General features: G+C 66.2%; 21 protein-coding genes. 16 read left to right on the forward strand and 5 right to left on the reverse strand.

The window, feature by feature from the left end; all coding sequences use genetic code 11:
- The 7 genes from HALZIN_RS0105795 (at position 1) to HALZIN_RS0105825 (ending at position 7,793) form a co-directional block, all read left to right on the forward strand.
- Positions 1-1,065 carry an arginine N-succinyltransferase gene (locus tag HALZIN_RS0105795; RefSeq protein WP_031383294.1) on the forward strand — a complete coding sequence of 355 codons (1,065 nt, stop codon included), beginning with the start codon at positions 1-3 and terminating at the stop codon, positions 1,063-1,065.
- Positions 1,065-2,096 carry an arginine N-succinyltransferase gene (gene astA, locus HALZIN_RS0105800; RefSeq protein WP_031383295.1) on the forward strand — a complete coding sequence of 344 codons (1,032 nt, stop codon included), beginning with the start codon at positions 1,065-1,067 and terminating at the stop codon, positions 2,094-2,096. Before HALZIN_RS0105795 ends, astA begins: the two co-directional genes overlap by 1 nt.
- A gap of 195 nt (positions 2,097-2,291) precedes the next feature.
- On the forward strand, positions 2,292-3,773 hold the full coding sequence (gene astD, locus HALZIN_RS0105805; RefSeq protein ID WP_031383296.1) for a succinylglutamate-semialdehyde dehydrogenase: 1,482 nt from the start codon (positions 2,292-2,294) through the stop codon (positions 3,771-3,773).
- A complete protein-coding gene (astB, locus tag HALZIN_RS0105810; protein WP_031383297.1) occupies positions 3,770-5,155 on the forward strand; it encodes an N-succinylarginine dihydrolase in 1,386 nt (461 codons plus the stop codon). Before astD ends, astB begins: the two co-directional genes overlap by 4 nt.
- Before the next feature lie 201 nt (positions 5,156-5,356).
- The gene (locus HALZIN_RS0105815) at positions 5,357-6,007 is read left to right on the forward strand and encodes a DsbA family protein (protein WP_031383298.1); all 651 of its coding nucleotides are present in this window, start codon (positions 5,357-5,359) and stop codon (positions 6,005-6,007) included.
- A 244-nt stretch (positions 6,008-6,251) separates the two neighbouring features.
- Complete coding sequence (locus tag HALZIN_RS0105820) at positions 6,252-7,205, forward strand: DUF808 domain-containing protein (protein ID WP_035575188.1); 954 nt, start codon at positions 6,252-6,254, stop codon at positions 7,203-7,205.
- Between the two features lie 117 nt (positions 7,206-7,322).
- Positions 7,323-7,793 (forward strand): MarR family winged helix-turn-helix transcriptional regulator, encoded by a 471-nt coding sequence (locus HALZIN_RS0105825; RefSeq protein WP_231663281.1) that lies wholly within the window; start codon positions 7,323-7,325, stop codon positions 7,791-7,793.
- Positions 7,794-7,799: 6 nt separating this feature from the next.
- On the opposite strand, the gene HALZIN_RS18325 is transcribed toward HALZIN_RS0105825, so the two are convergent.
- From HALZIN_RS18325 to HALZIN_RS16750, 3 genes are all read right to left on the reverse strand, one after another.
- Positions 7,800-8,066, reverse strand: coding sequence for an FAD-dependent monooxygenase (locus HALZIN_RS18325; RefSeq protein ID WP_031383301.1), 267 nt, complete (start codon positions 8,064-8,066; stop codon positions 7,800-7,802).
- Positions 8,067-8,393: 327 nt separating this feature from the next.
- Entirely contained in the window at positions 8,394-8,816 is a 423-nt protein-coding gene (locus HALZIN_RS0105840; protein WP_031383302.1) for a DUF86 domain-containing protein, read from the reverse strand.
- Positions 8,806-9,072 (reverse strand): hypothetical protein, encoded by a 267-nt coding sequence (locus HALZIN_RS16750; RefSeq protein ID WP_201448178.1) that lies wholly within the window; start codon positions 9,070-9,072, stop codon positions 8,806-8,808. The genes HALZIN_RS0105840 and HALZIN_RS16750 overlap by 11 nt, the downstream gene beginning before the upstream one ends.
- A gap of 384 nt (positions 9,073-9,456) precedes the next feature.
- Between HALZIN_RS16750 and HALZIN_RS0105850 the strand changes: the two genes are divergently transcribed.
- Positions 9,457-11,013 carry a DNA recombination protein RmuC gene (locus HALZIN_RS0105850; protein ID WP_051907396.1) on the forward strand — a complete coding sequence of 519 codons (1,557 nt, stop codon included), beginning with the start codon at positions 9,457-9,459 and terminating at the stop codon, positions 11,011-11,013.
- A gap of 70 nt (positions 11,014-11,083) precedes the next feature.
- On the opposite strand, the gene HALZIN_RS0105855 is transcribed toward HALZIN_RS0105850, so the two are convergent.
- Both HALZIN_RS0105855 and HALZIN_RS18160 read right to left on the reverse strand, forming a co-directional pair.
- Positions 11,084-11,950 carry a Crp/Fnr family transcriptional regulator gene (locus HALZIN_RS0105855; protein WP_150113085.1) on the reverse strand — a complete coding sequence of 289 codons (867 nt, stop codon included), beginning with the start codon at positions 11,948-11,950 and terminating at the stop codon, positions 11,084-11,086.
- A 375-nt stretch (positions 11,951-12,325) separates the two neighbouring features.
- Entirely contained in the window at positions 12,326-12,772 is a 447-nt protein-coding gene (locus HALZIN_RS18160) for a hypothetical protein (RefSeq protein WP_201448253.1), read from the reverse strand.
- Positions 12,773-12,901: 129 nt separating this feature from the next.
- On the opposite strand from HALZIN_RS18160, the gene HALZIN_RS18330 reads away from it, so the two are divergent.
- The 8 genes from HALZIN_RS18330 (at position 12,902) to glgX (ending at position 25,516) form a co-directional block, all read left to right on the forward strand.
- A complete protein-coding gene (locus HALZIN_RS18330; RefSeq protein ID WP_231663296.1) occupies positions 12,902-13,033 on the forward strand; it encodes an SHOCT domain-containing protein in 132 nt (43 codons plus the stop codon).
- Between the two features lie 217 nt (positions 13,034-13,250).
- Positions 13,251-14,870, forward strand: coding sequence for a glycogen synthase GlgA (gene glgA / locus HALZIN_RS0105870; protein ID WP_084173388.1), 1,620 nt, complete (start codon positions 13,251-13,253; stop codon positions 14,868-14,870).
- A 48-nt stretch (positions 14,871-14,918) separates the two neighbouring features.
- The gene (locus HALZIN_RS0105875) at positions 14,919-16,346 is read left to right on the forward strand and encodes an alpha amylase C-terminal domain-containing protein (protein WP_031383306.1); all 1,428 of its coding nucleotides are present in this window, start codon (positions 14,919-14,921) and stop codon (positions 16,344-16,346) included.
- Positions 16,343-18,163, forward strand: a complete 1,821-nt coding sequence (gene treZ, locus HALZIN_RS0105880) for a malto-oligosyltrehalose trehalohydrolase (RefSeq protein ID WP_031383307.1) — start codon at positions 16,343-16,345, stop codon at positions 18,161-18,163. Before HALZIN_RS0105875 ends, treZ begins: the two co-directional genes overlap by 4 nt.
- Positions 18,160-20,292: a 4-alpha-glucanotransferase gene (malQ, locus tag HALZIN_RS0105885; protein WP_031383308.1), complete on the forward strand. Its 2,133-nt coding sequence runs from the start codon at positions 18,160-18,162 to the stop codon at positions 20,290-20,292. The genes treZ and malQ overlap by 4 nt, the downstream gene beginning before the upstream one ends.
- Positions 20,289-23,084, forward strand: coding sequence for a malto-oligosyltrehalose synthase (treY, locus tag HALZIN_RS0105890; RefSeq protein WP_031383309.1), 2,796 nt, complete (start codon positions 20,289-20,291; stop codon positions 23,082-23,084). Before malQ ends, treY begins: the two co-directional genes overlap by 4 nt.
- A 59-nt stretch (positions 23,085-23,143) precedes the next feature.
- Positions 23,144-23,326 carry a DUF2934 domain-containing protein gene (locus HALZIN_RS16755; RefSeq protein ID WP_035575192.1) on the forward strand — a complete coding sequence of 61 codons (183 nt, stop codon included), beginning with the start codon at positions 23,144-23,146 and terminating at the stop codon, positions 23,324-23,326.
- The gene (gene glgX / locus HALZIN_RS0105900; protein WP_031383310.1) at positions 23,327-25,516 is read left to right on the forward strand and encodes a glycogen debranching protein GlgX; all 2,190 of its coding nucleotides are present in this window, start codon (positions 23,327-23,329) and stop codon (positions 25,514-25,516) included.
- The last annotated feature ends 16 nt before the right edge of the window (positions 25,517-25,532 follow it).

Genomic DNA, 25,532 nt, shown 5'->3' on the forward strand with positions numbered 1-25,532 from the left:
ATGCTGGTCGTGCGTCCCGCCAAGCCAGCCGACCTGCCGGGCCTCGAGCGCCTGGCGGGCAGCGCCACGCCACGCCTGACCAACCTGCCGACGCACCGCGACCGGCTCGAGGAGCGGATCACCCGCTCGCAGCGCTCGCTGTCCCGCGAGGTCGACTTCCCCGGCGACGAGAGCTACACCTTCGTGCTCGAGGACCTGGAGCGCGGCGAAGTGGTGGGCACCGCCACCATCCGCGCCCACGCCGGTGCCCACGAGGCGTACTATACCTATCGCCAGGAAACGCTGATCCACGCCTCGCAGCAGCTCAACGTGCGCCGCGAGGTGCAGACCCTGTCGCTGTCCCACGAGGTCTCGGACGCCAGCCTGCTGTGCGCGCTGTCGCTCGACGCGCGTTACAAGGGCACCAGCGCCGAGAGCCTGCTGCGCCGCTCGCGACTGATGTTCATCGCCCAGTATCCGGAGCGCTTCGCCGAGATCCTGGCGATCGCCTTCCCCGGCTACCTGGACGACGATGGCGAATCGCCGTTCTGGAACAGCGTCGGCCGGCACTTCTTCGTGCGTGGCTATCAGGAGATGAACCACCTCGCCGGGGTGCGCTCGAAGAGCTTCATCGCCGAGGTGATGCCGCAGTTCCCGCTGTACCTGCCGTTGCTCACGCCGGCGGCCCGCGCGGCGATCGGCCAGGAGCATCCGGCCCACGAAGCGGCGCTCGCCGAGATGCTCGCCGAGGGCTTCTCGCGCTCGCGCCACGTCGACATCTTCGATGCCGGCCCGCTGATCAAGGCCGACCGCGAACGCCTGGCGACCTTTTGCCACAGTACCTGGCATCCGGTGCGCATCCGGCCGGCCGGCGCGCTGCCCGATGCCGAGCCGGCGCTGATCGCCAATCAGAAGCTCGGCGGGTTCCGCTGCGTGGTGGCCCGCTACGCGCTGTCGCCCACCGGCCAGTTGGTGCTCTCGCCCGAGCACGCCGCGGTGCTCGGCGTCGAGGAGGGGCGCGCGGTGCTCGCCACGCCGCTGGCGCTGCCCGCTGCGGAAGACACCTTCGACGAGGGGGAACTGTAATGCGCATTCGTCCCATCGCCCGCGGCGACATCGACGGCCTGCAGCAGATCGCCCAGGAAACCGGCGTGGGCTTCACTTCGCTGCCCGACAACCGCGACTTCCTGGTCGGCAAGATCGAGTCGGCGACGCGCGCCTTCGAACAGCAGACCCCGGTCGACGACCGGCTGTATTTTTTCGTACTCGAGGACGACGAGCGCGGCGAACTGGCCGGCTGCTGCGCCATCGAGGCGCAGGTGGGCCGCGAGGTGCCGTTCTATCACTATCGATTGGGTACGCTGGCCCACTCCTCGGTTCAGCTCGACCTGCATCGCACCATCGATACGCTGTTTCTAAGCTCGGACCATACCGGCGACGCCGAGGTAGCCTCGCTCTACCTGCGCCCGGAATATCGCGGTGGCCAGCGCAATGGCGCCTTGCTCTCCCAGGCGCGCTGGCTGTTCATGGCCCAGTTCCGCGACAGCTTCCCCGACAAGGTGCTCGCCGAGATGCGCGGCAAGTTCGACGAGAACGGCGTGAGCCCCTTCTGGCAGTGCCTGGGCAGCCACTTCTTCCCGATGGATTTCAACGAGGCGGACCGCCTGACCGGGCTGGGGCAGAAGAGCTTCATCGGCGAGCTGATGCCCAAGTTCCCGATCTACACCACTTTTCTGAACGACGAGGCGCGGGCCTGTATCGGCGAGGTTCACGCGCACACCCGGCCGGCGCTGGAGATGCTCAAGAAGGAGGGCCTGCGCTGGGAGGGCTATATCGACATCTTCGACGCCGGCCCCACGGTGGAAGCCTATATCGACGACGTGCGCGCGGTGCGTCACTCCCGGCTGTGTCCGGTGGAGATCGTCAGCGATTCACGGGCCGGCGCGACGAACGGCGAGCGGCCGAGCTGGCTGGTGGCGACCACCCGCATGGCCGACTTTCGCGCCAGTTGGGTCGGTCGCGGCCCCGACGCGGACGACAGCCTGGCCTTGACCGACGCCGAGGCCCACCGGCTGGGCGTCACCGCCGGAGATTTCCTGCGGGTGCTCGAAAGCTGAGCTTCGAGCTACGAGCTTCGAGCTTCGAGCTTCGAGCTACGAGCTACGAGCTACGAGCTTCGAGCTTCGAGCTTCGAGCTTCGAGCTTCGAGCTTCGAGCTTCGAGCTTCGAGCGAAGGGGTTGCGAACGTTGTGCGTTGGCTGAAGCTGCGGCTCGCGTCTCGCGGCTTACAAACCAATCACCAGGAGCGATGTATGAACGCCAAGCAGCAACTATTCATCGGCGGTCGCTGGATCGACGGCGAGGCCGAGCGCTTCGCCAAGACCGACCCGATCACCGGCGCCATCCTTTGGCAGGCCGATGCCGCCAGTGCCGGCCAGGTCGGGCGGGCGGTAGCCGCCGCGCGCCAGGCGTTTCCCGACTGGGCGCGGCTGGGCTTCGATGCCCGCCTGGCGCTCGTCGAGCGTTTTCGCGACGAACTCGAGGCCAACCGCGAGGCGCTCGCCGAGAGCATTGCCCATGAAACCGGCAAGCCGCTGTGGGAGGCGCGCACCGAGGTCGGCGCGATGATCGGCAAGGTGGGCATCTCGGCCACTGCCTATCAGGAGCGCACCGGCGAGCGCAGCCGCGACGTCGCCGGCGCGCGCGCCGTATTGCGCCATCGCCCGCACGGCGTGCTGGCGGTGTTCGGCCCGTACAATTTCCCTGGTCACCTGCCCAATGGGCACATGGTGCCGGCATTGCTGGCCGGCAATTGCGTGGTCTTCAAGCCCAGCGAGCAGACCCCGCTGACCGCCGACCTGACACTGCAGTGCTGGCAGGCCGCCGGGCTGCCCGACGGCGTGATCAACCTCGTCCAGGGTGGGGCGCCGGTGGGCCAGGCGCTGGCCGGCGCGGGCGATATCGACGGCCTGCTGTTCACCGGCAGCGCCAGGATCGGCAAGTTGCTGCACGAGCAGTTCGCCGGCCAGGTCAGCAAGATCCTGGCGCTCGAACTGGGCGGCAACAACCCGCTGGTGGTCAAGGACGTGCCGGACCAGGACGCCGCGGTGCTGACCATCCTGCAGTCGGCGTTTCTCTCCGGCGGCCAGCGCTGCACCTGCTCGCGGCGGCTGATGGTGCCGGAGGGCGAGGCCGGCGATCGGCTGCTCGAGGCGCTGACCGAGGCCATCGCCAGGCTGCACGTCGCCGCGCCGTTCAGCGAGCCGGCGCCGTTCTACGGCGGCCTGGTCAGCGTGGCGGCGGCCGACGGCCTGCTCAAGGCCCAGGATGCGCTCGAGGCGCTGGGCGGCAGCGTGCTCGCGCGCATGCAGCGCCTGGTCGGCGATACCAGCCTGGTGTCGCCGGCGCTGATCGACGTCACCGGCCTCGCGGTGCCCGACGAGGAGCATTTCGGTCCGCTGCTCAAGGTGCATCGCTACCGCGACTGGGACGAGGCGATCGCGCTTGCCAACGACACCCGCTACGGACTTTCCGCCGGGCTGATCGGCGGCGACCAGGCCGATTGGGACGACTTCCTGCTGCGCATTCGCGCCGGCATCGTCAACTGGAATCGTCAGACTACCGGCGCCTCCTCTGACGCGCCGTTCGGCGGCATCGGCGACAGCGGCAACCATCGCCCCAGTGCGTACTATGCGGCGGATTACTGCGCCTACCCGATCGCCTCGATGGAGAGTGAGGCGCTGGCGATGCCCGACAACCTGCCGCCGGGCGTGACGCTGGGGGAAAGCTCATGAGCGCGACCGCGAACGACGCCGATACCCGGCGCGGGGTGCGCGAAGTCAACTTCGACGGACTGGTCGGGCCGACCCACAACTACGCCGGGCTGGCCCACGGCAACGTGGCGTCGATGCGCCACGGCGGGCTGGCCTCCAACCCCCGCGAGGCCGCGTTGCAGGGCCTGGCCAAGATGAAGGCGCTGGCCGACGCCGGCTACGCCCAGGGCGTGCTGCCGCCGCAGCAGCGCCCCGATCTGGGCGCGCTGCGCGATCTGGGATTCACCGGCAGCAATGCCGAGGTGCTCGAACGCGCCGCGTGCGAGGCGCCGCAATTGCTGCGTGCGGTGTGCTCGGCCTCGAGCATGTGGACGGCCAACGCCGCCACCATCACCCCGAGCCGTGACGCCGCCGACGGTCGGGCGCATTTCACCCCGGCCAATCTGCAATCGAGCTTCCATCGCTTCCTCGAGCCGCAGACCACGGCTCGGGTGCTCGCGGCAATCTTTCGCGACCCGATGCGCTTCGCCCACCATCCGGCGCTGCCGGCGACCCCGGCGTTCGCCGACGAGGGCGCGGCCAACCACACCCGGCTCGCCGGCGAGCACGATGAGCCCGGCGTGCATCTCTACGTCTACGGTCGTCAGGCGTTCGGTGGCAATACTGAACGAGAGCCCAAGCGCTTCCCGGCGCGCCAGACGCTCGAGGCCAGCCAGGCGGTGGCTCGCCAGCACGGCCTCGGCGCGGATCAGGTGGTGTTCGCCCAGCAGCATCCCGAGGCCATCGACGCCGGGGTGTTCCACAACGACGTGATCGCGGTGGGCAACGGGCCGGTGCTGCTCTATCACGAGATGGCCTTCCTCGACGAGCAAGGAACGCTCGACGAGCTGCGCGGCAAGATGACCACGCCGCTGATCCCGGTGCGCGTGCCCAGCGCGGCGGTGAGCCTCGACGACGCGGTGAGCACCTACCTGTTCAACTCGCAGCTGCTTTCCGCTCCGGACGGCTCGGGGGCGATGACCCTGGTGGTGCCCGGCGAGTGCCAGGAGAACGAGGCGGTGTGGCGGACGATCCAGAATCTGCTGCTGGCCGGTGCCAACCCGATCAGCAAGGTGATGGTCAAGGACGTCAAGCAGAGCATGCGCAACGGCGGCGGCCCGGCCTGCCTGCGCCTGCGCGTGCCGCTTTCGGAGGTCGAGCGCGCCGGGCTGTCGGGCCGGGTGCTGCTCGACGCAGCGCTGTACGACGAACTCACCGGCTGGGTCGAGCGCCATTATCGGGACTCGCTGACCCCGGCGGATCTCGCCGATCCGCGGCTCGCCGAGGAGACGCTGACCGCCCTCGACGAGTTGACGCGAATTCTCGCCATCGGCTCGGTGTATCCGTTCCAGCTGGATGCGTGACGTTGCCGTCACCAAGCCGCTGAATCCGGGCCAGGGCGGACATCCCATACAGTCTGGCCAATGCCTGGCACACTCGATACCCGTTCTCCGGCAGTGCTGGCCTGCCAAGGCTGGCGCGCCGCTGGGGGGAAGCGCCCTGCTGCATAAGCTATCATTTCACGCTATGATGCGCTGTCACGACCACTCGCCTGGAGGAACCCAATGATCAGGAAGACTCTCTCCTGTACCCTCATGGCTGTCGCCATGACCATGGCAGCAACGATGCTTTTCTTTGCCAGCTCTGCATCGCTGCAAGCAGCTGTTACCGAGCTATCCGCAGATCAGAAAAATCGCCTGGAGCGTTCCTACTCGCCTAGTTTCGGTCCCCAGGACGCTCCCGTGACTATCGTGGAGTTTTTTGATCCCGCCTGCGAGGCTTGCCGGGCTTTCTACCCGATAGTGAAGCAGATCCTTGCCGAGAATCCCGACGATGTCCGCCTGGTACTGAGATATACGCCATTCCATGAGAGCTCGGAAGCCGCAGTGCGCCTGCTTGAGGCTGCAAGGCTGCAAGGCGTTTTCAAGCCAGTCCTGGAGGCGATACTTGCCGCGCAGCCAGAGTGGGGGAATGGTGGACCCCGTATCGAGGCTGCCTGGGCGGCAGCGGAAGAGGCCGGTCTTGATGTGGAAAAAGCGCGCAAAAATCTTGTCAGGCCGGATATAGACGCCACCATCAATCAGGACAAGAAAGATGTGGCGGCGTTGAAGATCATGCAAACCCCGACTTTCTTTGTCAATGGCCAGCCACTTTCCTCCTATGGCGCTCAACAGCTAAAAGACCTGGTTAGCAAGAAGATTGAATCCAGTCAGTAATCCCGCAATCAAATAAATCCCGTAATCAAGTAAGCACGTATCCCTCGGCTTTGCCGGGGATACGTGCTTGTTTACCCACCAGATCGTTTGCTGAGCGGCTGACTGAAGCCAATTTAGCGCCGCCAGGCCGATGCCCGTCGTTGCTCCGTTAATGATGATCGCTTGATTTTCGAGTTTCAAATGCAGTGACGTCAAGGGCGGCAAGCCGCTAAGCTGACGCCCATCAGCACATGGAGGCATGCCTGTGGCCGGTAGCAGTCTGCTCACATTGATCGATGACATCGCCACGCTCCTCGACGACGTCTCGTTGATGACCAAGGTGGCGGCGAAGAAGACCGCCGGCGTGCTGGGCGACGACCTGGCGCTCAACGCCCAGCAGGTCGCCGGGGTGAAGGCCGACCGCGAGTTGCCGGTGGTCTGGTCGGTGGCCCGCGGGTCGCTGCTCAACAAGGTGATCCTGATTCCCGCGGCGCTTCTGATCAGTGCCTTGCTGCCCTGGGCGGTGACGCTGTTGCTGATGCTCGGCGGGGCGTATCTGTGCTACGAGGGTGTCGAGAAGCTGGCGCACAAGTTCCTGCAGCGTGCCGGGGACGACGACGAGCATCGCCGGCGGATCGCGGCGATGGCCGACGAGCAGGTCGACATGCGCGCCTTCGAGCGCGACAAGATCAAGGGCGCGGTGCGCACCGATTTCATCCTCTCCGCCGAGATCATCGTCATCACCCTGGGCACGGTGGCCGGGGTCTCGCTGGGCCAGCAGGTCGCGGTGCTGGTGGGGATCGGCCTTTTGATGACCGTCGGGGTCTACGGGCTGGTCGCCGGCATCGTCAAGCTCGACGACCTGGGGCTGTATCTCAGCCGTCGCGGGGGCCTGCTCAACGCCATCGGGCGCGGCCTGCTGGCCGGTGCGCCCTATCTGATGAAGAGCCTGTCGGTGATCGGCACGCTGGCGATGTTCCTGGTTGGCGGCGGCATCCTCACGCATGGCATCCCGGTGCTGAATCGACTCGTGGAAGGCGTCGCCGAAAGCGATTTCGCCGTCCCCGGCCTCGATGCGGTGATCCAGGGCCTCGGCCCGTCGCTGCTCAACATGCTCGTCGGGCTGATCGTTGGTGCGCTGGCGCTGGGCGCGGTGACGCTGATCGGGCGCCTGCTCGGGCGCGGCAAACCACGCCGCGGCGACAGCGAGCCCTCGTGAGAAGGCGGCCATGGCCAGGCGGGGCCGCCAGCGTACTTTTGTCGATGATCGACTGCGCCGAGATAGCCGGTGATCGGCCGCGCCAAGACAATCGAACCCATGACTCCAGGAGAAACGGTGAACGATCCCCAGTCCCCCTTGCGCCAGGCCAGTAACTTCCCGGGGAACCTGCTGCGTCGCTGCCACCAGATCAGCGTGGCGATCTTCCTCAACAAGGGCAAGCCGCTGCAAGTGACCCAGCTGCAATACATTGTGCTGGCGGCGCTGGAAGAGCGGGGCACCCTCGACCAGAGCCGCCTGGGCGGCTTGACCGCCCTCGATCGCAACACCACGGCGGTAGTGGTCAAGAAGCTCGAAGCGCGGGGACTGGTGACCCGCGAGCGCAACGCGCAGGACCGGCGTTCGATGCTGGTCACGCTGTCGGCGCAGGGCCGCGATCTGCGGCGCCGGGCCGAAGTCGTCGCCGTCGATACCCAGGACGAGCTGATGGCGCCGCTGTCGGCCGCGGAGCGCGAGACGCTGCGCGGCTTGTTGCAGAAGATCGCCGATCAGAACAATGGCTTGAGCCGGGTGCCGGTGATCAAGTGATCCCGCTCAACGGGCGTCGCGCATCGACACGTTCATGCCCTGGCCGGCCTTGGGGCTGTGGGTATGACAGGCGTCGCCGGCGTCGAGCTTGTCGAGCTCGATGTACAGCCGCACCAGGAGTCTGTCGGGCTTGGCCGAGTCGCCTTCCAGCGAGCGCCCGAGTGCTTGGCGCACCCGACTGCGGGCCCCGTCGCAGCCCACCGCGTAGCGCGCCTTGATGGTTTCCTGCTGGCCTTCATGGCCCGGCTCGAGGCGCTCCAGGGTGGCCGTCACCGGGTAATCGACAGCGTCCGCCCTTGCCGCGTCGGCCAGGCCGGCAGCGATGGTCAGATCGCGCCGCCGCCGCGAGTAGTTAGGGGTCAGCCGCGAGCTGTGCCGCCAGGGTCAGCCCCGCCGGCCCACGAGTAACCGTTGCGCAGGGTCACTTGGATCGCATGGGCGATTTCATCAGATGACTCGGAGATGCCGCTGGACATGGAAGCCTCGCTCAAGGAGCAGGGCATCCCCAGCATCGAGGAACTGATGCAGGCGCTGCGGGCAGAAATCGATAAGCACCGAAAGGGTGACGGGCACCTCGATTGAACCGGTGCCGGCCCCGTATCAGGAGCGGGTCGGCATGTCGGCCAGCAGAAAGTCGCGGATGAAGCGGTGGCGGCGAGCCTTGACCACATCAAGCACCAGCGACATGTCCAGATTAAGGTAGTAGTCGTGGACCATGCGGTTACGCAGGCCAATGACGGCGTTCCAAGCCGGTTCATCCGTCTTGGCCAGCTGACCCAGGGTAATTAACTGATGGAAGGCGTCATAGGCCGAGATCGGTACCGTATGGCCCTGAAGTTTCAATAGGTGCTTGGCCTTGCCGATGGCATTCTCGGTCAGCACCTGCAAGGCATGCAATACGCCGTTCTCTTCCAGAGCATTCAGGGTGTCACCATCTTCCAGCCGACTGGCGGCCTGGTCGAGCACCGCGGATTGCCGTTCGGCGAGCTGGCGGGTTTCGGCGAGGTAGGCTTCAAGGTGCATAGCGCTGTTCCAGCATCCAGTGTTCCATATCGCGCCAGGTACGTGTCAGAAAGCGTGCCCACGGCAGGCCGTCATCCCCCTGCAGCGGAATGCCTTCCTCGGCCACGGCGATTCGTATCGTCAGGCCGGCACGGTGAAGATCGACGATATCCAGGCGGGCTTCCGATACCTCCAGGGCCTTCGCCAGTACTCGGCGCAGGGTCTCGTTGCGACCAAAATACTCGAACGGGTCGTCCGGTACGGCTTGCCACTGCACGGCGATATCCCAGTCACTCGCCTCGCGGCGCGCCCGTTGGCCCGGCTGCCGATGAGTACGGCAAAGGCCAGGCCGGGGTAGTCGGCCAACGCCGCCTCCAAGGCGGACAGGGTCGTATCAAGGTCGTTGCGCATGGTGGGCTCCCGAAGCTGCCTGCCAGCATAGCATGGCCGTTTTATTGCCGAATGGTGATGCGTTTCCGAGATCGGATTGGCTCGCCCACTGTTAAACGTCGGTGGGGGACCTGCTGATGCGAGCTGTTCAATGCTTGCTGGTCTTGCAAAAAAGCTTCAGCTTTATATTGCGACACTACCCTGGCGGCTTCGTGTCGCCCCTTGGCTCGCGCTACCATGCGCTCATCCGATGCCCCGCGAGTGAGATCCCATGACCCTGGAACCGATACCGATGGCGCTGCTGGCGGCGCTGATGGCCTTCTTCGCCGGCTGGAGCCTGGCCGCCTGGCGTGGCGCGCGTCGCCTTGCGCCGCTTAAGGAGGCCAAGGCCGAGCTCGAGAAACAACTGGCCGAGCGGACGAGCCAGCTGGACGACGCGCAAGCGGCGCAGGACGCTCAGCGCGAGGCGCTGTCCCAGGCGCAGCTCGCCCAGGCCCGGCTGGAAGCCGAGCTGACCGGGGTCCGGGCGCATCAGGCCAATCTGCGCGAAGGCTTCGACGAGCGCCTGCGCGAGCGCGACGCCGAGCGTCAGCGCCTGGACAGCCAGCGCCGCGACGCCCAGCTCGCGCTCGAGGCCCGTCAGGAGAAGGTCGCCGAGCTGCGCGAGGCGCTCAAGTCGGCGACCACCCGGCTAGAGGCCAAGCAGCAGCACTTTCGCGAGCAGTTCGAGTTGCTCAAGGAAAGCCGCGACAGCCTCAAGAAGGAGTTCGAGAATCTCGCCAACGAGATTCTCGAGCGCAAGGGCAAGGCCTTCTCGGAGCTTTCCTCGGAGCGCATAGGCGGCCTGCTGCAGCCGATCCAATCCGAGATGAAGGGCTTTCGCGAGAAGGTCGAGTCGATCCATCAGCAGGAGAGCGAGCAGCGCGTGCAACTGCGCACCGAGCTGCAGCAGCTGCAGCATCTCAACCGCGCGATCACCGATCAGGCCGACAAGCTGACCACCGCGCTGCAGGGCCAGAAGAAGATCCAGGGCAACTGGGGCGAGCTGATGCTCGAGAACGTGCTCGACGGCGCCGGGCTGCGGCTGGGCATCGACTACAAGCGCGAGGTCAGCTTCACCACCGAGGACGGCCGCAAGCGCCCCGACGCGATCGTCTACCTGCCGCAGGGCAAGCATCTGGTGATCGACGCCAAGACCTCGCTGGCCGCCTATACGCGTTACGTCAACTGCGACGACGACGCCGAGCGCCGCCAGGCGCTCGGCGAGCATTGCCAGGCGGTGCGCGAGCGCATCAGCGAACTCGCCGATCGCCACTACCACGACCTGCCGGGACTCAATTCGCCAGAGGTGGTGATCATGTTCGTGCCGGTGGAGTCGGCCTACGTCGAGGCGCTCAAGCACGACGAGGGGCTCTACCAGCGCGCCATCGAGAACAACGTGCTGGTCGCCACGCCGACCACGCTGCTGACCAGCCTCAATATCGTCCGCCAGCTGTGGCGCTTCGAGGACCAGAGCAAGCACACCGCCGAACTCGCCAATCGCGCCGAGAAGTTCTACGCCAAGCTGGCGACCTTCCTTGACAGCATGGAGGACGTCGGCAGAAAGCTCGACGGCGCGCGGGGCAGCTACGATCGGGCGATGAACCAGCTGGTCAGCGGCAAGGGCAACTTGATCAAGCAGACCGCCGAGTTCAAGGAACTGGGCGTAGCGGTCAAGAAGGAGCTGCCCGCCGAGCTGGTCGATCGCGCTCGCCTGGAGCTCGACAGCGGCGCAGCGGACGACGCTCGGGACGCGGCGCCGCAGGCGCATCGGCAAGCGACGCCATAGGAAGCCGCTAAAAACTCAAGGCACCGAGCTCGGGCCGGCCCATCGATGGGTGCCATCGGTCGCCGTCGGTTCAGCAATGCTGATGCTGCTTGAGACGTTCGCGCAGCCCGTTCATGTCATCGCTGAGGTAACGCCCGTCGAAATCCGCTTCTTCGTACAGCTTTTCGCGATCCAGGATCTCGACATGATCGCGATGCTTGATCAATACGTGGTCCCTTTCCAAGGCGCTCAGCGAGCGGCTGATATGCACCGAGGTAAGACCCAGTATTTCGCCCAGCACTTTTTGTGAAATGGGCAGGTAAAAACAACCCAATTCGATGGTGTGTACACGGTTGAGACGGGTGAAGGTCTCGACGAAGAAGTGCGCGATGCGTGAACGCGCGCTGCGGTGAACCGACATCAGCATGCGTTCGCTCAGCATCGACTCCTGTCGGGACAGCGACGCCATGAGGGCTATCGTCAATGGAGTCGAACTCTCGATGATGTCGACGATCCTGTGATGCGGAAAAGGGCAGATGACGCCCTCGGTGAGCATCCGCGCATGCGAGAGATGAGTCGCGAAGGTGAGTTCGCGCAGGCCGAGGACATCGCCGGGAAGCAGTATGTCGACGACCTGCCGGTTGCCATCGAGATTGTCGCGGCAGGTATAGGCCCAGCCGCTCTTGATAGTGTAGAGCTGATCCACCCGGTCGCCAATCGACCACAACGTCTGATTGACAATGGCGCGATAGGGGTTTTTTTCGAGTTCCCGAAGCAATTGCTGATCATGCTCACCCAACGATATAAATTGGCCGAGTTTGGTGGATATGCAACTTTCATGCTGGTACATTAAATCGCCTTTTGACTTCGTATAGCTGAATGAAGCAAACGGGAAGCGAGTGGCCAACCGCTGGCTGAGATAGGGTCGGAAAGGCGATTGCTTGGAAGTTTCCGCCAAGGCAGGCTCGTCTTGGTTACTATAATTTCACTACTTGTTATATTTGCTGCTTATTACTGATCAGCTAGTTGACGAAGTGCTGAATGGCTGTGACTCGAGGCATGCCACGCGAGCAGGGGCTACAAGTGTAGGTGCTGATTCAAGATGAAACATAGTGATTTTCCCAATGAATTGTAATAAAAGGTAATGATCGAGCTGACGCTACCGTTTGTTGGTACGCTATTGATGTAAAAATTAATACTTGAGTGATGGCTCATGGCAGCTGAAGGCTCGGTGTCGATTATTGCTGTTCCAGCCGGCCGCTAGCAGAACGCCCGGCGCAGTTGTGACAGATGTTTGCAGTTGTCGCTCAGAAGGCGTCGTAGTGACCGCTGGCTACCTTCGACGACCGATACTGTCCGGCGAGCTCATTCTCGATGTGGCGATACAGATCGCGCAGGCCAGGCTGCATGTCGGCGACGGCCTGGCGCTGATCGATATAGAAGGCGCGCTCGGCCTCGCTGAACAGAGATAGTCGGTGGGCGGCGGCTCGCTAAACGCCCCTGACTCGCGGAGAGAGCGGCGTCGGCTCAGCACCTGGGTGGTCACCAGCACGCCCGGGTGGGGGCGAAACGACAGATTCGCGCCCAACTCGGTATATTGGTAGCTGCCTCCGCCTTTGCTGCTGGAGCCGAAGAGATCGTTGTCGTCGCTGACCAGCCAGGCCTGACTGATGGAGCCATGCACCTGCAAGGTGTCCATGGCCTCGGCGGCCAGGGCCGGCTGGCAGGCGAGTCCCGCCAGGGCTGCCAACGACCCGCGGGCCCGGAAACTATGGTTCATCGCATTTTGCCGGGAAATGCGGCACAGATCATCGCGAACCAGCTCCCTCCCACAGCCCCCTGCCGGTTAGCTTGCCCTTGTGGGAGTGAATGTATTCGCGATGGCGGCGGGCACTGTACCTCCCCGGCCATGCCGGGCGCCTGCGGCGCCAATGACGAGATATTCGCGGCTCTGGAGCGTCTCGGCGATCTCAAGGCCGGGGGCATCCTCAGCGAAGAGGCGTTCACCGCCAAGAAGGCCGAGCTGCTGTCGCGCTTGTGACCGAGGAGCCATCTCTTTGCCGCGTCGATGTCGCTTACTTGGACAATTTCTACTTAACTACATAGAGAGTAGAGGCCAGCTAGTCCTCGCTGAAGGTCAAGAAAGCGCTTCATTGGAAAATCATGCATCACGATGAGCGCAATTAATGCTCGTCTTAAATCGAACCGTTGTTAAATGGATCGTTGGCCGTAGGGGTTGAACAGGGAGAGGTTGCCTCATGGGTAGAAGCGTATTTCACGGCGTTTCAAAGCAGCTCGATTCAGCGTTGGGTAAAGAAGATGCTTCTTGTGGCCTGCCGGGGTTGGCCACACAAGTTACGCGCGCGAAAAGAGCTGACACGTCATCAACCCGACGTGGCCATAGCCACGGAGAAAGTTACCGACTGCTTTTCGTAACGCCGGAAATTGCCGACCTGGTCAAGGTCGGAGGGCTCGGCGATGTCTCGTCGGCGCTGCCGCGGGCGCTGAGAGCGAGCTACGAGGCGCACGACGTGCGGGTGCTGATGCCTGGCTATCGCGAAGTGATCCACTCGGGCCATGTCATCGAGCCGGTGTGCACGCTGCCTGGCCATGCCGACATCCCCGCCTGCGAGCTTGGCCGGATCACGTGCGCCGATGGGCTGACAATCTACGTGCTGCGCTGCCCCGAACTCTACGAGCGCGAAGGCACCCCCTACGGCGATGAGCTGGGCATCGGCTGGCCGGACAACGACATCCGCTTCGCGCGTCTGGGGCTCGCCGCGGCGGATATCGCCTCGAACAGGCTGGGGCTCGGCTGGCGGCCGCAGCTGTTGCACCTCAACGACTGGCCGAGCGCGCTGGCGGCCGGCTACCTGCGCTGGCGGGGCGATGCCACCCCAAGCATCTTCACCATCCACAACCTGGCCTACCAGGGCGTCTATGAGGCCTCGCGCTGCCGTGCACTGGGTATTCCCGAGGCGGCCATGAACCTCGAGGAGCTCGAATACTATGGCCAGTTGTCGTTCATGAAGGCGGGAATCGCCTATTCCGCCCACGTCACCACCGTGAGCGCGACCTATGCCCGCGAGATCACCACGCCGGCGTTCGGTTGCGGGCTCGAGTCGCTGCTGGAGCGCAGGGCGGAACAGGGGCGGCTATGGGGGATCCCCAACGGCATCGACGATTCCTGGGACCCGCGTACCGATGCGCACCTCGCCCAGGCGTTCGCCATGAACGACTGGCGCGGCAAGCGGGCCAATGCCGAGCACGTGCGCCGCCTGTTCGGGCTCGGCGTGAGTAGCGGGCCGCTGTTCGCGGTAGTGTCGCGGCTGGTGCACCAGAAGGGCCTGGACCTGACCATCGGCGCGGCGGAATCCGTCGTGCGCGCCGGGGGCCAGATCGTGTTCATCGGGCGTGGCGAGATGCCGGTGGAAAAGGCGCTGCGCCATCTGGCGGCCCGTTTCCCGGGCGCCATCGGCGTCAATATCGGCTTCGACGAAGGCGAGGCGCGCTGCATGTATGCCGGCAGCGACTTCCTGCTGATGCCGTCGCGTTTCGAACCGTGCGGGCTGAGCCAGATGTATGCCCAGCGTTTCGGCTCGTTGCCGATCGCTCACCGCACCGGGGGGTTGGCCGATACCATCGAGGACGGCGTCACCGGTTTCCTGTTTGACGAGATGACGCTGGAAAGCTATATCCATGCCATCCAGCGGGCCATCACCGTGTTCCGCGCCACCGACCTGTTCTACGCCATGCGCCGGGCGGCGATGGCCGGACGTTACCACTGGCGCCAGTCGGTCGAGCCCTACAGTCGTCTTTACCGGACGACCGTGGAGGGCGAGGCGGCATGCGAGGCGCGCTATCGCGCAATGAGCTGACGAGCCAGGGAACGGCCCGTCGCGCATTCAAAGACAAGGATGGTAGCCATGACTCGCCATTTTACCCTCGGATCGCCGCTGTCGCCCGCTGGAGCGATGCCGCACAGCAGGGTGGGTGAACGGCGGATCGCACCGCAGGGGCAAGTCGCCGACGCGGCGCTGGCCAACGGCTCGGCCACGCCGCGTGACTGGCGCGAGCGCCTGGCGTCGCATCGCTGGCAGGATGGCGTGTGGATGCGCCAGCGTCGTCGCGAGGACCCCTTGCTCTATCCGCTGTCGATCTATCGGCTCGATCCGCGGGCCTGGCGGCACGATTCGCTGGGCAAGCCGCTGGGCTGGGAGCCCCTGGCCACCCAGCTGGTGCCCTATGCCGCCGATCTCGGCTTCACTCACGTCGAGGTCAAGCACGTCGCACAGGCCGATGCCGGCGCGGCCTTCGCGGGCTTCGTCAATGACTGCCACGTCGGCGGGCTCGGCGTGATCGTCGAATGGCCGCTGGCTTGCTTGCAGGCCGGGCTGTCCGAGGCGGAGGCGCTCGAACTGGCCTGCGACTGGCTCGCGTTCCTGCATGTCGATGGGCTGCGCCTCAAGCCGGTAGTGCCGGACAGCGACGCAGCGGCGCTGAGCCGCTTGATGGACGGCCTTGCGGCGCGCTCCCCGGATACGCTGCTGTTCGTCGACGACCACGATGCCGAGGCGGCGCCCACCACGGCCCGCGCACTGGCCCTCAACACGCACTGGTCGCGTGCCACCCAGGCCTACCTGAGCCAGCCGCACGAGGCGCGTGGCCAGCATCATCATCGGTTGGTCGAAGGGTTGGCCTGCGCCTTCGAGTCGCACTTCGTGCTGCCGCTGATCGACGAGCAGTCCGACGACGGCGAAGCGACCTGGCTGGAACGCATGGCCGGCGACACCTGGCAACGCTTCGCCAACCTGCGCGCCGGGCTCGGCTTCATGTGGGCGCATCCCGGCAAGAAGCTGGTCGGCATGGGGACCGAATTCGCCCACGGCCAGGCCTGGCGCCCCGCCGGTGAACTCGACTGGTCGCTGCTCGACGATCCTTGCCATGGCGGGATGCTGCGGCTGGTCGCCGATCTCAACCGACTCTACGGCAACGAACCGGCGCTGCATCACTTCGACTGTCAGCCGGAAGGGTTTGCCTGGGTGGTCGGCGACGACAGCGTCAACAGCGTGATCGCCTTTCTGCGCTACGGCCCCGAAGGCACGGCTCCGCTGCTGGCGATTGCCAACTTCACGCCGCGTGTGCTGAGGGGTTATCGCCTGGGCGTTCCGGCATTGGGCAGCTGGTACGAAGTGCTCAATAGCGACAGCACCTTCTACGGCGGCTCGAACGTCGGCAACGCGCATGGCGTCAGGGCGCAACTTTTGCCCAGCCATGGCCATCCGGCCTCGCTGGAGCTGACCTTGCCGCCGCTGGCCACGCTGCTGCTCAGACAGGGGGACTGGCCGGCATGACGGACGAGCTATCACAGGCCGCATTCACGCCGACCTACGGCGCCCACCTGGTCGATACGCAACGCACCCGTTTCGTGCTCTGGGCGCCCAGCGCCCGAATGGTGTATGTCGAGGTGGAGGGCCAGCCCGGCCAGCCGATGCAGGCAACCGCGGAGGGCCATCACGAAGCCGAGATCGGCTGCGGCCACGGAGCGCGCTACCGCTATCGCGTGTTCGCGGCGGACGACGACGAGGGCACTTTGGTGCCAGACCCCGCCTCACGGGCCCAGGAGGGTGACATCGACGGCCCAAGCCTGGTGATCGACCCCCGGCGCTATCAATGGCGCCACCCCAAGTGGCGAGGGCGTCCGTGGCACGAGACGGTGCTCTACGAGCTGCACGTCGGCGCGCTGGGCGGTTTCGACGGCGTGGGCGAGAAACTCGCCTATCTGGCCGAACTGGGCGTCACGGCCATCGAACTCATGCCCGTCGCGGAATTTCCCGGCGGGCGCAACTGGGGGTACGACGGCGTGCTGCCTTACGCCGTGGAAGCCGCCTACGGCAGTCCCGAGGCCATGAAGGCATTGATCGACGAGGCCCACGGCCACGGGCTGATGGTCTTTCTCGACGTGGTCTACAACCACTTCGGCCCCGATGGCAACTACCTGGCGACATACGCCGAGGCCTTCTTTCGCGACGACCTGCAGACCCCTTGGGGGCCGTCGATCGACTTCCGTGAGCCGCCGGTGCGCCGCTACTTCATCGACAACGCCTTGATGTGGCTGCAGGAGTATCGTCTGGACGGGCTGCGCTTCGATGCCGTGCATGCGATCAGCGAACGCGATTTTCTGGTCGAGATGGCCCGCGAAATTCGCCGTCGCGTCGATCCGCGGCGCCACGTCCACCTGGTGCTCGAGAACGAGGGCAACACCGCCAGCCTGCTCGATGCCGATCACTACACCGCCCAGTGGAGCGACGACTGGCACAACGTCATGCACGTGCTGCTCACCGGCGAGTACGAAGGCTACTACGCGGATTTCGTCGAGGACGCCACGGCCAAGCTGGCGCGTTGCCTGAGCGAAGGCTTCATCTATCAGGGCGAGCGCTCGCGGCACGGCCACCCGCGCGGCGAGCCCAGCGCGCACCTGCCGACCAGCGCCTTCGTGATCTTCCTGCAGAACCACGACCAGACCGGCAACCGCGCGCTCGGCGAACGCTTGAGCGTGCTGGCCGATCCCGACGCGCTGGCCGCCGCCAACGTGCTGCTGCTGCTGTCGCCGATGGTGCCGCTGCTGTTCATGGGCGAGGAGTGGGGCTCGACGCGGCCCTTTCTGTTCTTCACCGAACACCGCGACGAGCTGGCCGAGGCCGTGCGCGAGGGGCGACGCGCCGAGTTCGCCGACTTCAGCGCCTTTCAGGACGAGGCCATGCGCCGCCGGATTCCCGATCCCAACGCGCTTGAGACCTTCGAGGATTCGATCCCCGACTATCAAGTGCGCGATACGCCGCCGCACGACGCCTGGCTGGACCGGACCCGAACCCTGCTCGACCTGCGTCATCGCGAGCTCGTGCCACGCCTGCCGGGCGCCCGGGCAGAGGGCGCCGAGGCACTGGGCGACAAGGCCGTGGTGGCGCGCTGGCGCCTGAACGACGGCAGCCGGCTGACGATGGCCATCAATCTCGGCGAACGCGACGTCCCGGCGAACGAGATCGCCTGTGGGCGCTGCCTGTTCGAGTCGCGTGCCGACGTGGCCAGTGCCGCGGCGGAGGGGCGCCTTTTGCACCATGGCGCCGCTGCCTGGCTGGATACTCAAGACATGGGCGAGGTCAGCGCATGAGCGACGATCGACTCAGGGAACTGGCCGACGCGGCTGGAATACTCGTCGAGTGGGAAAACAGCGACAGCGAGCCCCGCGAGCTGTCGACCGCTACCCAGCGAACCCTGCTCGGCGTGCTGGGCTTTCCCGCCGACGACGATGCGGCGATCGAAGCCAGCCTGGCGCGCCTGTCGCAATGGCGAAACCCGGTCGAGCCTGCGCAGTGGCCACCGCTGATCACCGCCGATTGCGACGTGCCGGTGATGCTGCCCGGCCCGCTGCCACGCGGTACGCCTTTCATGTTGTCCCTGGAAGGTGGCGAAGAGCGGCGTGGCGAGATCGACTCGGACGGCCGGCTGCCGGCCATCGGCGAGATGGGCTATCACCGCCTGCAGATCGCCGGTGCCGAACTGAGCGTCGCCGTCGCGCCGAAACAGTGCTTCGGCCCGGCGGACGCCGGCGGCCAGACGGAGCCCCGGCTGTGGGGCCTGGCCGTGCAGCTCTATGCGCTGCGCCGCCCGGGCGATGGCGGCATCGGCGATACCCTGGCACTGGAACGCTTCGCCCGGCGGGCCGCCGAGCAGGGCGCCGCCACGCTAACGATCAGTCCGACCCATGCCATGTTCAGTGCCGACCCTGAACGCTACAGCCCTTATTCACCCTCCAGCCGCCTGCTCGGCAACGCGCTGTACGGCGCGCCGGAGCGGCTGCTGGGCAATGACGCCGTCGCCAAGGCCACGGCGGCCTGCGGGCTGGACGGCGAACTGCGCCGACGCGAGGCCGACGACGAGCTCGACTGGCCGGCCGCGGGGCGTGCCAAGCTGACCTGGCTGCGTCGGCTCTATGACGACCTCATGGCGTGCGACGACGATGAAGCGGTCGAGGCGCGCCGGCAACTGGCCGCGTTCCGCAAGGCCGGCGGCGAGACGCTCGAGGATCACTGCCGCTTCGAGGCGCTGCAGGCCGTGCGCGGCGCCGGCTACTGGCGGGATTGGCCGGCGCCGCTTAAGGACCCGGACAGTGCCGAGGTGGCGCGCTTCGCCGAGCAGCACGCCGACGAAGTGGGCTTTCATGCCTTCCTGCAATGGCAGGTGATGGAAGGTCTGCAGCACGCCCAGGCCGCGGCGCGCGACGCGGGCATGTCGGTCGGCCTGATCGCCGACCTGGCGGTGGGCGCCGACGATGCCGGCAGCCAGTCATGGAGCCGTCAGGGTGAAATGCTCCAGGGCGTGTCGATCGGCGCGCCGCCCGATACCTTCAACGTGCATGGCCAGGACTGGGGGTTGGCCGGCTTCTCGCCCCACGGGCTGGTGCGTTCCGGCTTTCGCACCTTCATCGACATGCTGCGCGCCGGCTTTCGGCATGCCGGTGGCCTGCGCATCGACCATGTCCTCGGTCTGATGCGGCTGTGGCTGGTGCCGCATGGCGCGACGCCCGCCGAGGGCGGCTACGTGAGCTACCCGCTGGACGACCTGCTGCGGCTGGTGGCGCTGGAGTCCTGGCGGCACCGCGGCATCGTCGTCGGCGAGGACCTGGGCACCGTGGCGCCGGGGTTTGGCGACAAGCTCGCCGCGCGCGGCATTCTCGGCATGCGGGTGCTGTGGTTCGAGCAGGACGACGACGCTAACTTCCTGCCTGCCCGGCAGTGGTCGAATTCGGCGATGGCCACCACCTCCACCCACGACCTGCCCAGCGTGGCCGGCTGGTGGGCCGGTCGCGACATCGATTGGCGCAGTCGGCTCGGCTTGCTGGGCGAGGACCAGGACGCCGATGACGAACGACGGGCACGCGGCGCGGCGCGTGCCCGTCTGGCCGGCACGCTGGAGCTGCTCGGCCATGCGACACCGCGCCCCGAGACGCTTGAGGCCTCGGACCTGCCGGCCTCGCAGCTGCTGGATGCCTGTGCCCGGCACATCGGGCGTACTCCTTCGCCGCTGGCAATCCTGCCGATGGAGGACGTGCTGGGGCTCGAGGAGCAGGCCAACCTGCCCGGCACGCTGGACGAACATCCCAACTGGCGACGGCGCTGGATGGCCGAGGTTGATACGTTACTGACGCCTGACGAGGTACGCCATCGCCTCGGCGAATTGCAGCGTGGCCGAGATCTTTCTCGACAGGTCGCAAACGCGCCTCTGGAGCCCAAGTCATGAAGGACATTCGTGCGACCGTGCGCCTGCAGTTTCATGCCGGCTTCACTCTCGACGACGCGATGCAGCGGGTCGATTATTTCGCCGATCTCGGCGTGAGCCATGTGTATGCCTCACCGCTGCTGGCCTCGCGGACCGGCTCGACCCACGGCTACGACGGCATCGACCCGACGCGCATCGATCCGGAGCTCGGCGGCGAGGCGGCGCTCGAGCGGCTGGTGGCGCGGCTGCGCTCGCGGGGCATGGGGCTGATCCTGGATATCGTGCCCAATCACGTGGCGGTGGGCGGCTCGGAAAACCCCTGGTGGCAGGAGGTGCTGGCATGGGGACGCGCCAGCCCCTACGCCGATTTCTTCGACATCGACTGGCAATCGCCCGATCCGCTGCTCAGGGGGCGTCTGCTGGTGCCGTTTCTGGGCGCGCCCTACGACGAGGTGCTGACTTCGGGGCTGCTCACGCTGGATTACGTGCCCGAAGCGGCGAGTTTCACCCTCGACTATCACGAGCACCGCTTTCCCATCGATCCGCGGCGTTACGGCGATATCCTGCGTCACGCCGCGCATCAGGCTCTGCATCAACTGGCGGCGGCGTTCGACGGCTTGCAGACGCGCCTGGACGCCTATGCCGCCGTCGGCGAACTGCGGCGCCAACTGCGCCACGCCCTCGAGGATGAGTCGGCCCGGGCCGCGCTGGCCCGGGCGCTGGAGCGTTTCGACGGCAATCGCGAGGCCGGCGCCGGGCGGCTGCATGCGCTGATCGAACGTCAGAACTACCGGCTGGCCTGGTGGCGCACGGCCTCCGACGAGATCAACTGGCGACGCTTCTTCGACATCACCGAACTCGGTGGCCTGCGTGTCGAGTTGCCCGAGGTCTTCGAGGCGACGCATTCGTTGATCCTGCAACTCGTCGAGGCGGGCTGGGTGGATGGCCTGCGTGTCGATCACGTCGACGGCCTGGCCGATCCGCGCGGCTACTGCCTGCGTTTGCGCGAGCGTCTCGATGCGCTGCAGGCAAGCCGACCGGCCGAGGTGCCCGCCCGGGTCGCGCTGTACGTCGAGAAGATCCTCGCCGAAGGCGAGCGTCTGCACAGCGACTGGGGGATCGAGGGCACCACCGGCTACGAGTTCATGAACGAGATCTCGGGCGTCCAGCACGATCCTGCCGGCGCGGTGCCCTTGCATCGGCTGTGGCGCGAAGTGAGTGGTCGTGCGGACGACTTCCTGGCCGAAGTCCGCCGGGCGCGGGGCGAAATGCTCGACACCGCCCTGGCCAGCGAGTTCGAGGCCTGCGGCCTGGCGCTGCACAAGGTGGCGCGGGCCCGCCGCGAGACGCGGGACGTTACGCTGGGGGCGATCAAGCGCGCCCTGAAGGCGCTGGTCGTGCACTTTCCGGTGTATCGCAGCTATGCCGACGAGAACGGTCGCCCGGCGCAGGACGCGCCGTTCTTCCGGCAGGCGATGGCCGGGGCGCGCGACGACCTGAATCCGCCCGATGCGGCGGTGCTCGACCGACTGGAGCGCTGGCTGGGCGGCGAGGCGCCCGGCGATTGCCAGGACGACGAGGAACGCGGCCTGCGTCTGCGCGCCATCACCCGCTTTCAGCAACTGACCTCGCCAGTGGCCGCCAAGGCCGTGGAGGACACCGCGGGCTATCGCAGCGCGGTGCTGATTTCGCGCAACGACGTGGGCTTCGATCCGCAGAGCTTCTGCATCCCCTTGCCGGAGTTCCATACCGCCAGCGCGTTCCGCCAGCGCCATTTCCCGCACTCGCTGGTCACCACGGCGACCCACGATCACAAGCGCGGCGAGGACGTGCGTGCGCGGCTGGCGGCGCTGAGCGAGAAGGGCGGGCTGTTTGCCGAGCGCGTGCGCCAGTGGCGTGCCCAGGCAGGTTCGTTGCGGCGCAGCGTGGCCAGCGGCGAGGCGCCGTCGCCGGGGGACGAGTTGATCCTCTACCAGCTGCTGCTCGGCGCCTGGTCGCCGTCGCTCGACTCTGACGACGAAGATGCCATGCGCGAGTTCACCGAGCGCCTCGCCCAGTGGCAGCAGAAGGCGCTGCGCGAGGCCAAGCTGCGCAGCCACTGGCTGTGGCCCGACGAAGCCTATGAACAGGCCAGTCGCGCCTTTCTCGAAGAAGCACTGCTCGGCGATCCGGCGTGTCGCGAGGCGCTGGCGGCCGCGGCCCGCGAGCTGGACCTGCCCGGGGCCATCAATGGCCTGGCGCAGGCGACGCTGCGCATGACGGTGCCGGGCGTGCCCGATCTCTATCAGGGCACGGAATATTGGGACTTCAGCCTCGTCGACCCGGACAACCGCCGGCCCGTCGACTACGCGGCGCGCCGGGCGTCGCTGGGGCGCGGCGAAGCGCCGGCCGAGGCCCTGGGACATTGGCGCGACGGCCACGTCAAGCAGGCGCTCGTCCAGCGCCTGTTGAGGCTGCGCAGCCAGTATCCCGCACTGTTCGCCGAGGGCGACTATCGACCGCTGCAGGTCGTTGGCGATCGCGAGGCCCATGTGCTGGGCTTCATGCGCCAGCATGATGAGCAGGCCGTGCTGGTCGTCGTGCCGCGACTGCCTGCGAAGCTGCTTAAAGCGGCTATGCTTCCCCATATACCGGCGGAAAACTGGGGCGATAGCCAACTGCAGGTGACGCCGGCGATGCCGGGAGAGTGGCGCGATGTGCTGTCGAACGCCTCGTTGCGGCTAGGCGAAGGGACGCTTCCGATCGGCGAGTTGTTGAGGGAATTCCCGGTCGCGGTGCTGGTCAGGGAGGACGGACCGGCGCGGGACGCGTAGACGCACTGATAAGGCAATCACGAGGTGCGTAACGAGAGCTTGTTAAGGGGAGCTAAAGGATGGCTGACGACGAACTGCGCATACGCCAACTGGCCTATCGCATCTGGGAATCGGAGGGACGCCCCGAAGGGCAGGAGCAGCGTCACTGGGAAATGGCCCGCAAGATCGTCGCCGCCGAGCGCGAGTCGGGGCGCGATGCGCATCCCGACATCGAGATCGACTCCGATGACAAGGACATGTGAATGACGACCCAGGAAGCACCGCAGCACAACGATGAATCCGCCGCCAACGAGCCGCAGCTGGTCAGAAACCGCTCGCGGGTCCGCGAGGGGCTGCCTTTTCCGCTGGGCGCGACCTGGGACGGGCTGGGCGTCAACTTCGCGCTGTTCTCGGCCAACGCCACCAAGGTGGAACTGTGCCTGTTCGACGCCGAGGGCGAGTATGAGATCGAGCGCATCGAACTGCCCGAATATACCGACGAGATCTGGCACGGTTACCTGCCGGATGCCCGCCCGGGGCAGCTCTACGGCTATCGCGTGCATGGCCCCTACGCCCCCGAGGAGGGGCACCGCTTCAACCCCAACAAGCTGCTGCTCGACCCGTATGCCCGGCAGATCGTCGGCGAACTGGTCTGGGACGAGGCGCTGTTCGGCTACACCATCGGCCACCCCGATGGCGATCTGAGTTTCGACGCGCGCGACAGCGCGCCGTTTATGCCGCGCTGTCGGGTCGTCGATTCGGCCTATACCTGGGGGCGTTCCCGGCGCATCCAGTTGCCCTGGGACCAGGCGATCGTCTACGAGACCCATGTGCGTGGTTACACCATGCGTCATCCGGCGGTGCCCGACGCGCTACGCGGCACGTTTTCGGGGCTGATGGTCACCGAGGTGATCGATCACATCCGCTCGCTCGGCGTGTCGTCGGTGGAACTGATGCCGATCCACGCCTTCGTCCAGGACCAGCATCTGCTGGAAAACGGTCTGCGCAACTACTGGGGCTACAACACGCTGGGCTTCTTCGCCCCGCACTCCAGCTATCTGGCCGGCGACAGCATCAACGAGGTCAAGGAGATGGTGGCGCGCTTTCATGACGCCGATCTCGAGGTGATTCTCGACGTGGTCTACAACCACACCGCGGAAGGCAACGAACTCGGCCCGACGCTGTCGCTCAAGGGCATCGACAATGCCACCTACTACCGGCTGATGCCGGACGACCCGCGCTATTACATCGACGACACCGGCACCGGCAATACCGTCAATCTCAGCCACTCGCGGGTGCTGCAGATGGTCACCGACTCGCTGCGCTACTGGGCCACCGAGATGCGCATCGACGGTTTTCGCTTCGATCTGGCGACCATCCTCGGTCGCGAGCCGCACGGCTTCGACGAGGGCGGGGGGTTCCTCGATTCCTGCCGTCAGGATCCGATCCTCAGTCAGGTCAAGTTGATCGCCGAGCCCTGGGACTGCGGGCCCGGCGGCTATCAGGTCGGCGGGTTTCCGCCCGGCTGGGCGGAATGGAACGATCGCTATCGCGACACCGCGCGGGCCTTCTGGCGCGGCGACGAGGGCCAGCTGGCCGAGCTCGCCACGCGGCTGATGGCCTCGGCGGACTTCTTCGATCGCCGCGGGCGGCGTCCGTTCGCCTCGGTCAATTTCATCACCGCCCACGACGGCTACACGCTGCATGATCTGGTCGCCTACGACGACAAGCACAACGAGGCCAACGGCGAAGACAACAACGACGGCCACGACCACAATCTGTCGTGGAACCATGGCGTCGAAGGCCCGACCGAGGATCCGGATATCCACGCGCTGCGATTGCGTCAGATCCGCAACTTCTTCGCCACGCTGATGTTCTCCCAGGGCACGCCGATGATGCTCGCCGGCGACGAGATGCTGCGTACCCAGGGGGGCAACAACAACGCCTACTGCCAGGACAACGAGATCAGCTGGCTGGACTGGAACCTGAGCGGCGATGCCCAGTCGATGATCGACTATCTGCGCCACGTCATCGTCCTGCGCCGTCGCTATCCGATCCTGCGTCGCGGGCGCTTTCTGAGCGGCGACTACAATGAGGATCTGGGGCTCAAGGAGGTCACCTGGCTGACCCCCGAGGGCGACGAGATGGATGTCGAGCACTGGGAGGAGCCCGAAGCGCGCAGCCTGGGCGTGCTGCTCGACGGGCGCGCTCGGCCCAGCGGTATCCGCCGGGCCGGCGCCGACGTGACACTGCTGCTGCTGCTCAACGCGCACCCCGAGGCGATGACGTTCCAGTTACCCGAAGTACCGCGCGGCAGCGGCTGGATGTGCCGGCTGGATACGGCCATGAGTCTCGACGACACCGTGTGCCGGCGCGCCTTCGGCGACGGCCATCGCCTGATGGGACGCTCGTTGGCGCTGCTGGAGCTGGTCCAGGATTCGGCGACGTCGTGACCCGACCTGGCCGTGC

The organism is Halomonas zincidurans B6 (genome assembly GCF_000731955.1).
In the GTDB taxonomy this organism is placed as follows: Bacteria; Pseudomonadota; Gammaproteobacteria; order Pseudomonadales; family Halomonadaceae; genus Modicisalibacter; species Modicisalibacter zincidurans.

What these genes read in the sequence shown, in the direction of transcription:
- malQ (WP_031383308.1), top strand. Translation starts at nt 18,160, where the DNA reads ATGAGCGACGATCGACTCAGGGAACTGGCCGACGCGGCTGGAATACTC.
- treY (WP_031383309.1), top strand. Translation starts at nt 20,289, where the DNA reads ATGAAGGACATTCGTGCGACCGTGCGCCTGCAGTTTCATGCCGGCTTC.
- glgA (WP_084173388.1), top strand. Translation starts at nt 13,251, where the DNA reads ATGGGTAGAAGCGTATTTCACGGCGTTTCAAAGCAGCTCGATTCAGCG.
- astB (WP_031383297.1), top strand. Translation starts at nt 3,770, where the DNA reads ATGAGCGCGACCGCGAACGACGCCGATACCCGGCGCGGGGTGCGCGAA.
- HALZIN_RS0105815 (WP_031383298.1), top strand. Translation starts at nt 5,357, where the DNA reads ATGATCAGGAAGACTCTCTCCTGTACCCTCATGGCTGTCGCCATGACC.
- HALZIN_RS16755 (WP_035575192.1), top strand. Translation starts at nt 23,144, where the DNA reads ATGGCTGACGACGAACTGCGCATACGCCAACTGGCCTATCGCATCTGG.
- astD (WP_031383296.1), top strand. Translation starts at nt 2,292, where the DNA reads ATGAACGCCAAGCAGCAACTATTCATCGGCGGTCGCTGGATCGACGGC.
- glgX (WP_031383310.1), top strand. Translation starts at nt 23,327, where the DNA reads ATGACGACCCAGGAAGCACCGCAGCACAACGATGAATCCGCCGCCAAC.
- HALZIN_RS18330 (WP_231663296.1), top strand. Translation starts at nt 12,902, where the DNA reads ATGCCGGGCGCCTGCGGCGCCAATGACGAGATATTCGCGGCTCTGGAG.
- treZ (WP_031383307.1), top strand. Translation starts at nt 16,343, where the DNA reads ATGACGGACGAGCTATCACAGGCCGCATTCACGCCGACCTACGGCGCC.
- HALZIN_RS0105850 (WP_051907396.1), top strand. Translation starts at nt 9,457, where the DNA reads ATGACCCTGGAACCGATACCGATGGCGCTGCTGGCGGCGCTGATGGCC.
- HALZIN_RS0105840 (WP_031383302.1), bottom strand. Translation starts at nt 8,816, where the DNA reads ATGCACCTTGAAGCCTACCTCGCCGAAACCCGCCAGCTCGCCGAACGG.
- HALZIN_RS0105875 (WP_031383306.1), top strand. Translation starts at nt 14,919, where the DNA reads ATGACTCGCCATTTTACCCTCGGATCGCCGCTGTCGCCCGCTGGAGCG.
- HALZIN_RS0105795 (WP_031383294.1), top strand. Translation starts at nt 1, where the DNA reads ATGCTGGTCGTGCGTCCCGCCAAGCCAGCCGACCTGCCGGGCCTCGAG.
- astA (WP_031383295.1), top strand. Translation starts at nt 1,065, where the DNA reads ATGCGCATTCGTCCCATCGCCCGCGGCGACATCGACGGCCTGCAGCAG.
- HALZIN_RS18160 (WP_201448253.1), bottom strand. Translation starts at nt 12,772, where the DNA reads ATGAACCATAGTTTCCGGGCCCGCGGGTCGTTGGCAGCCCTGGCGGGA.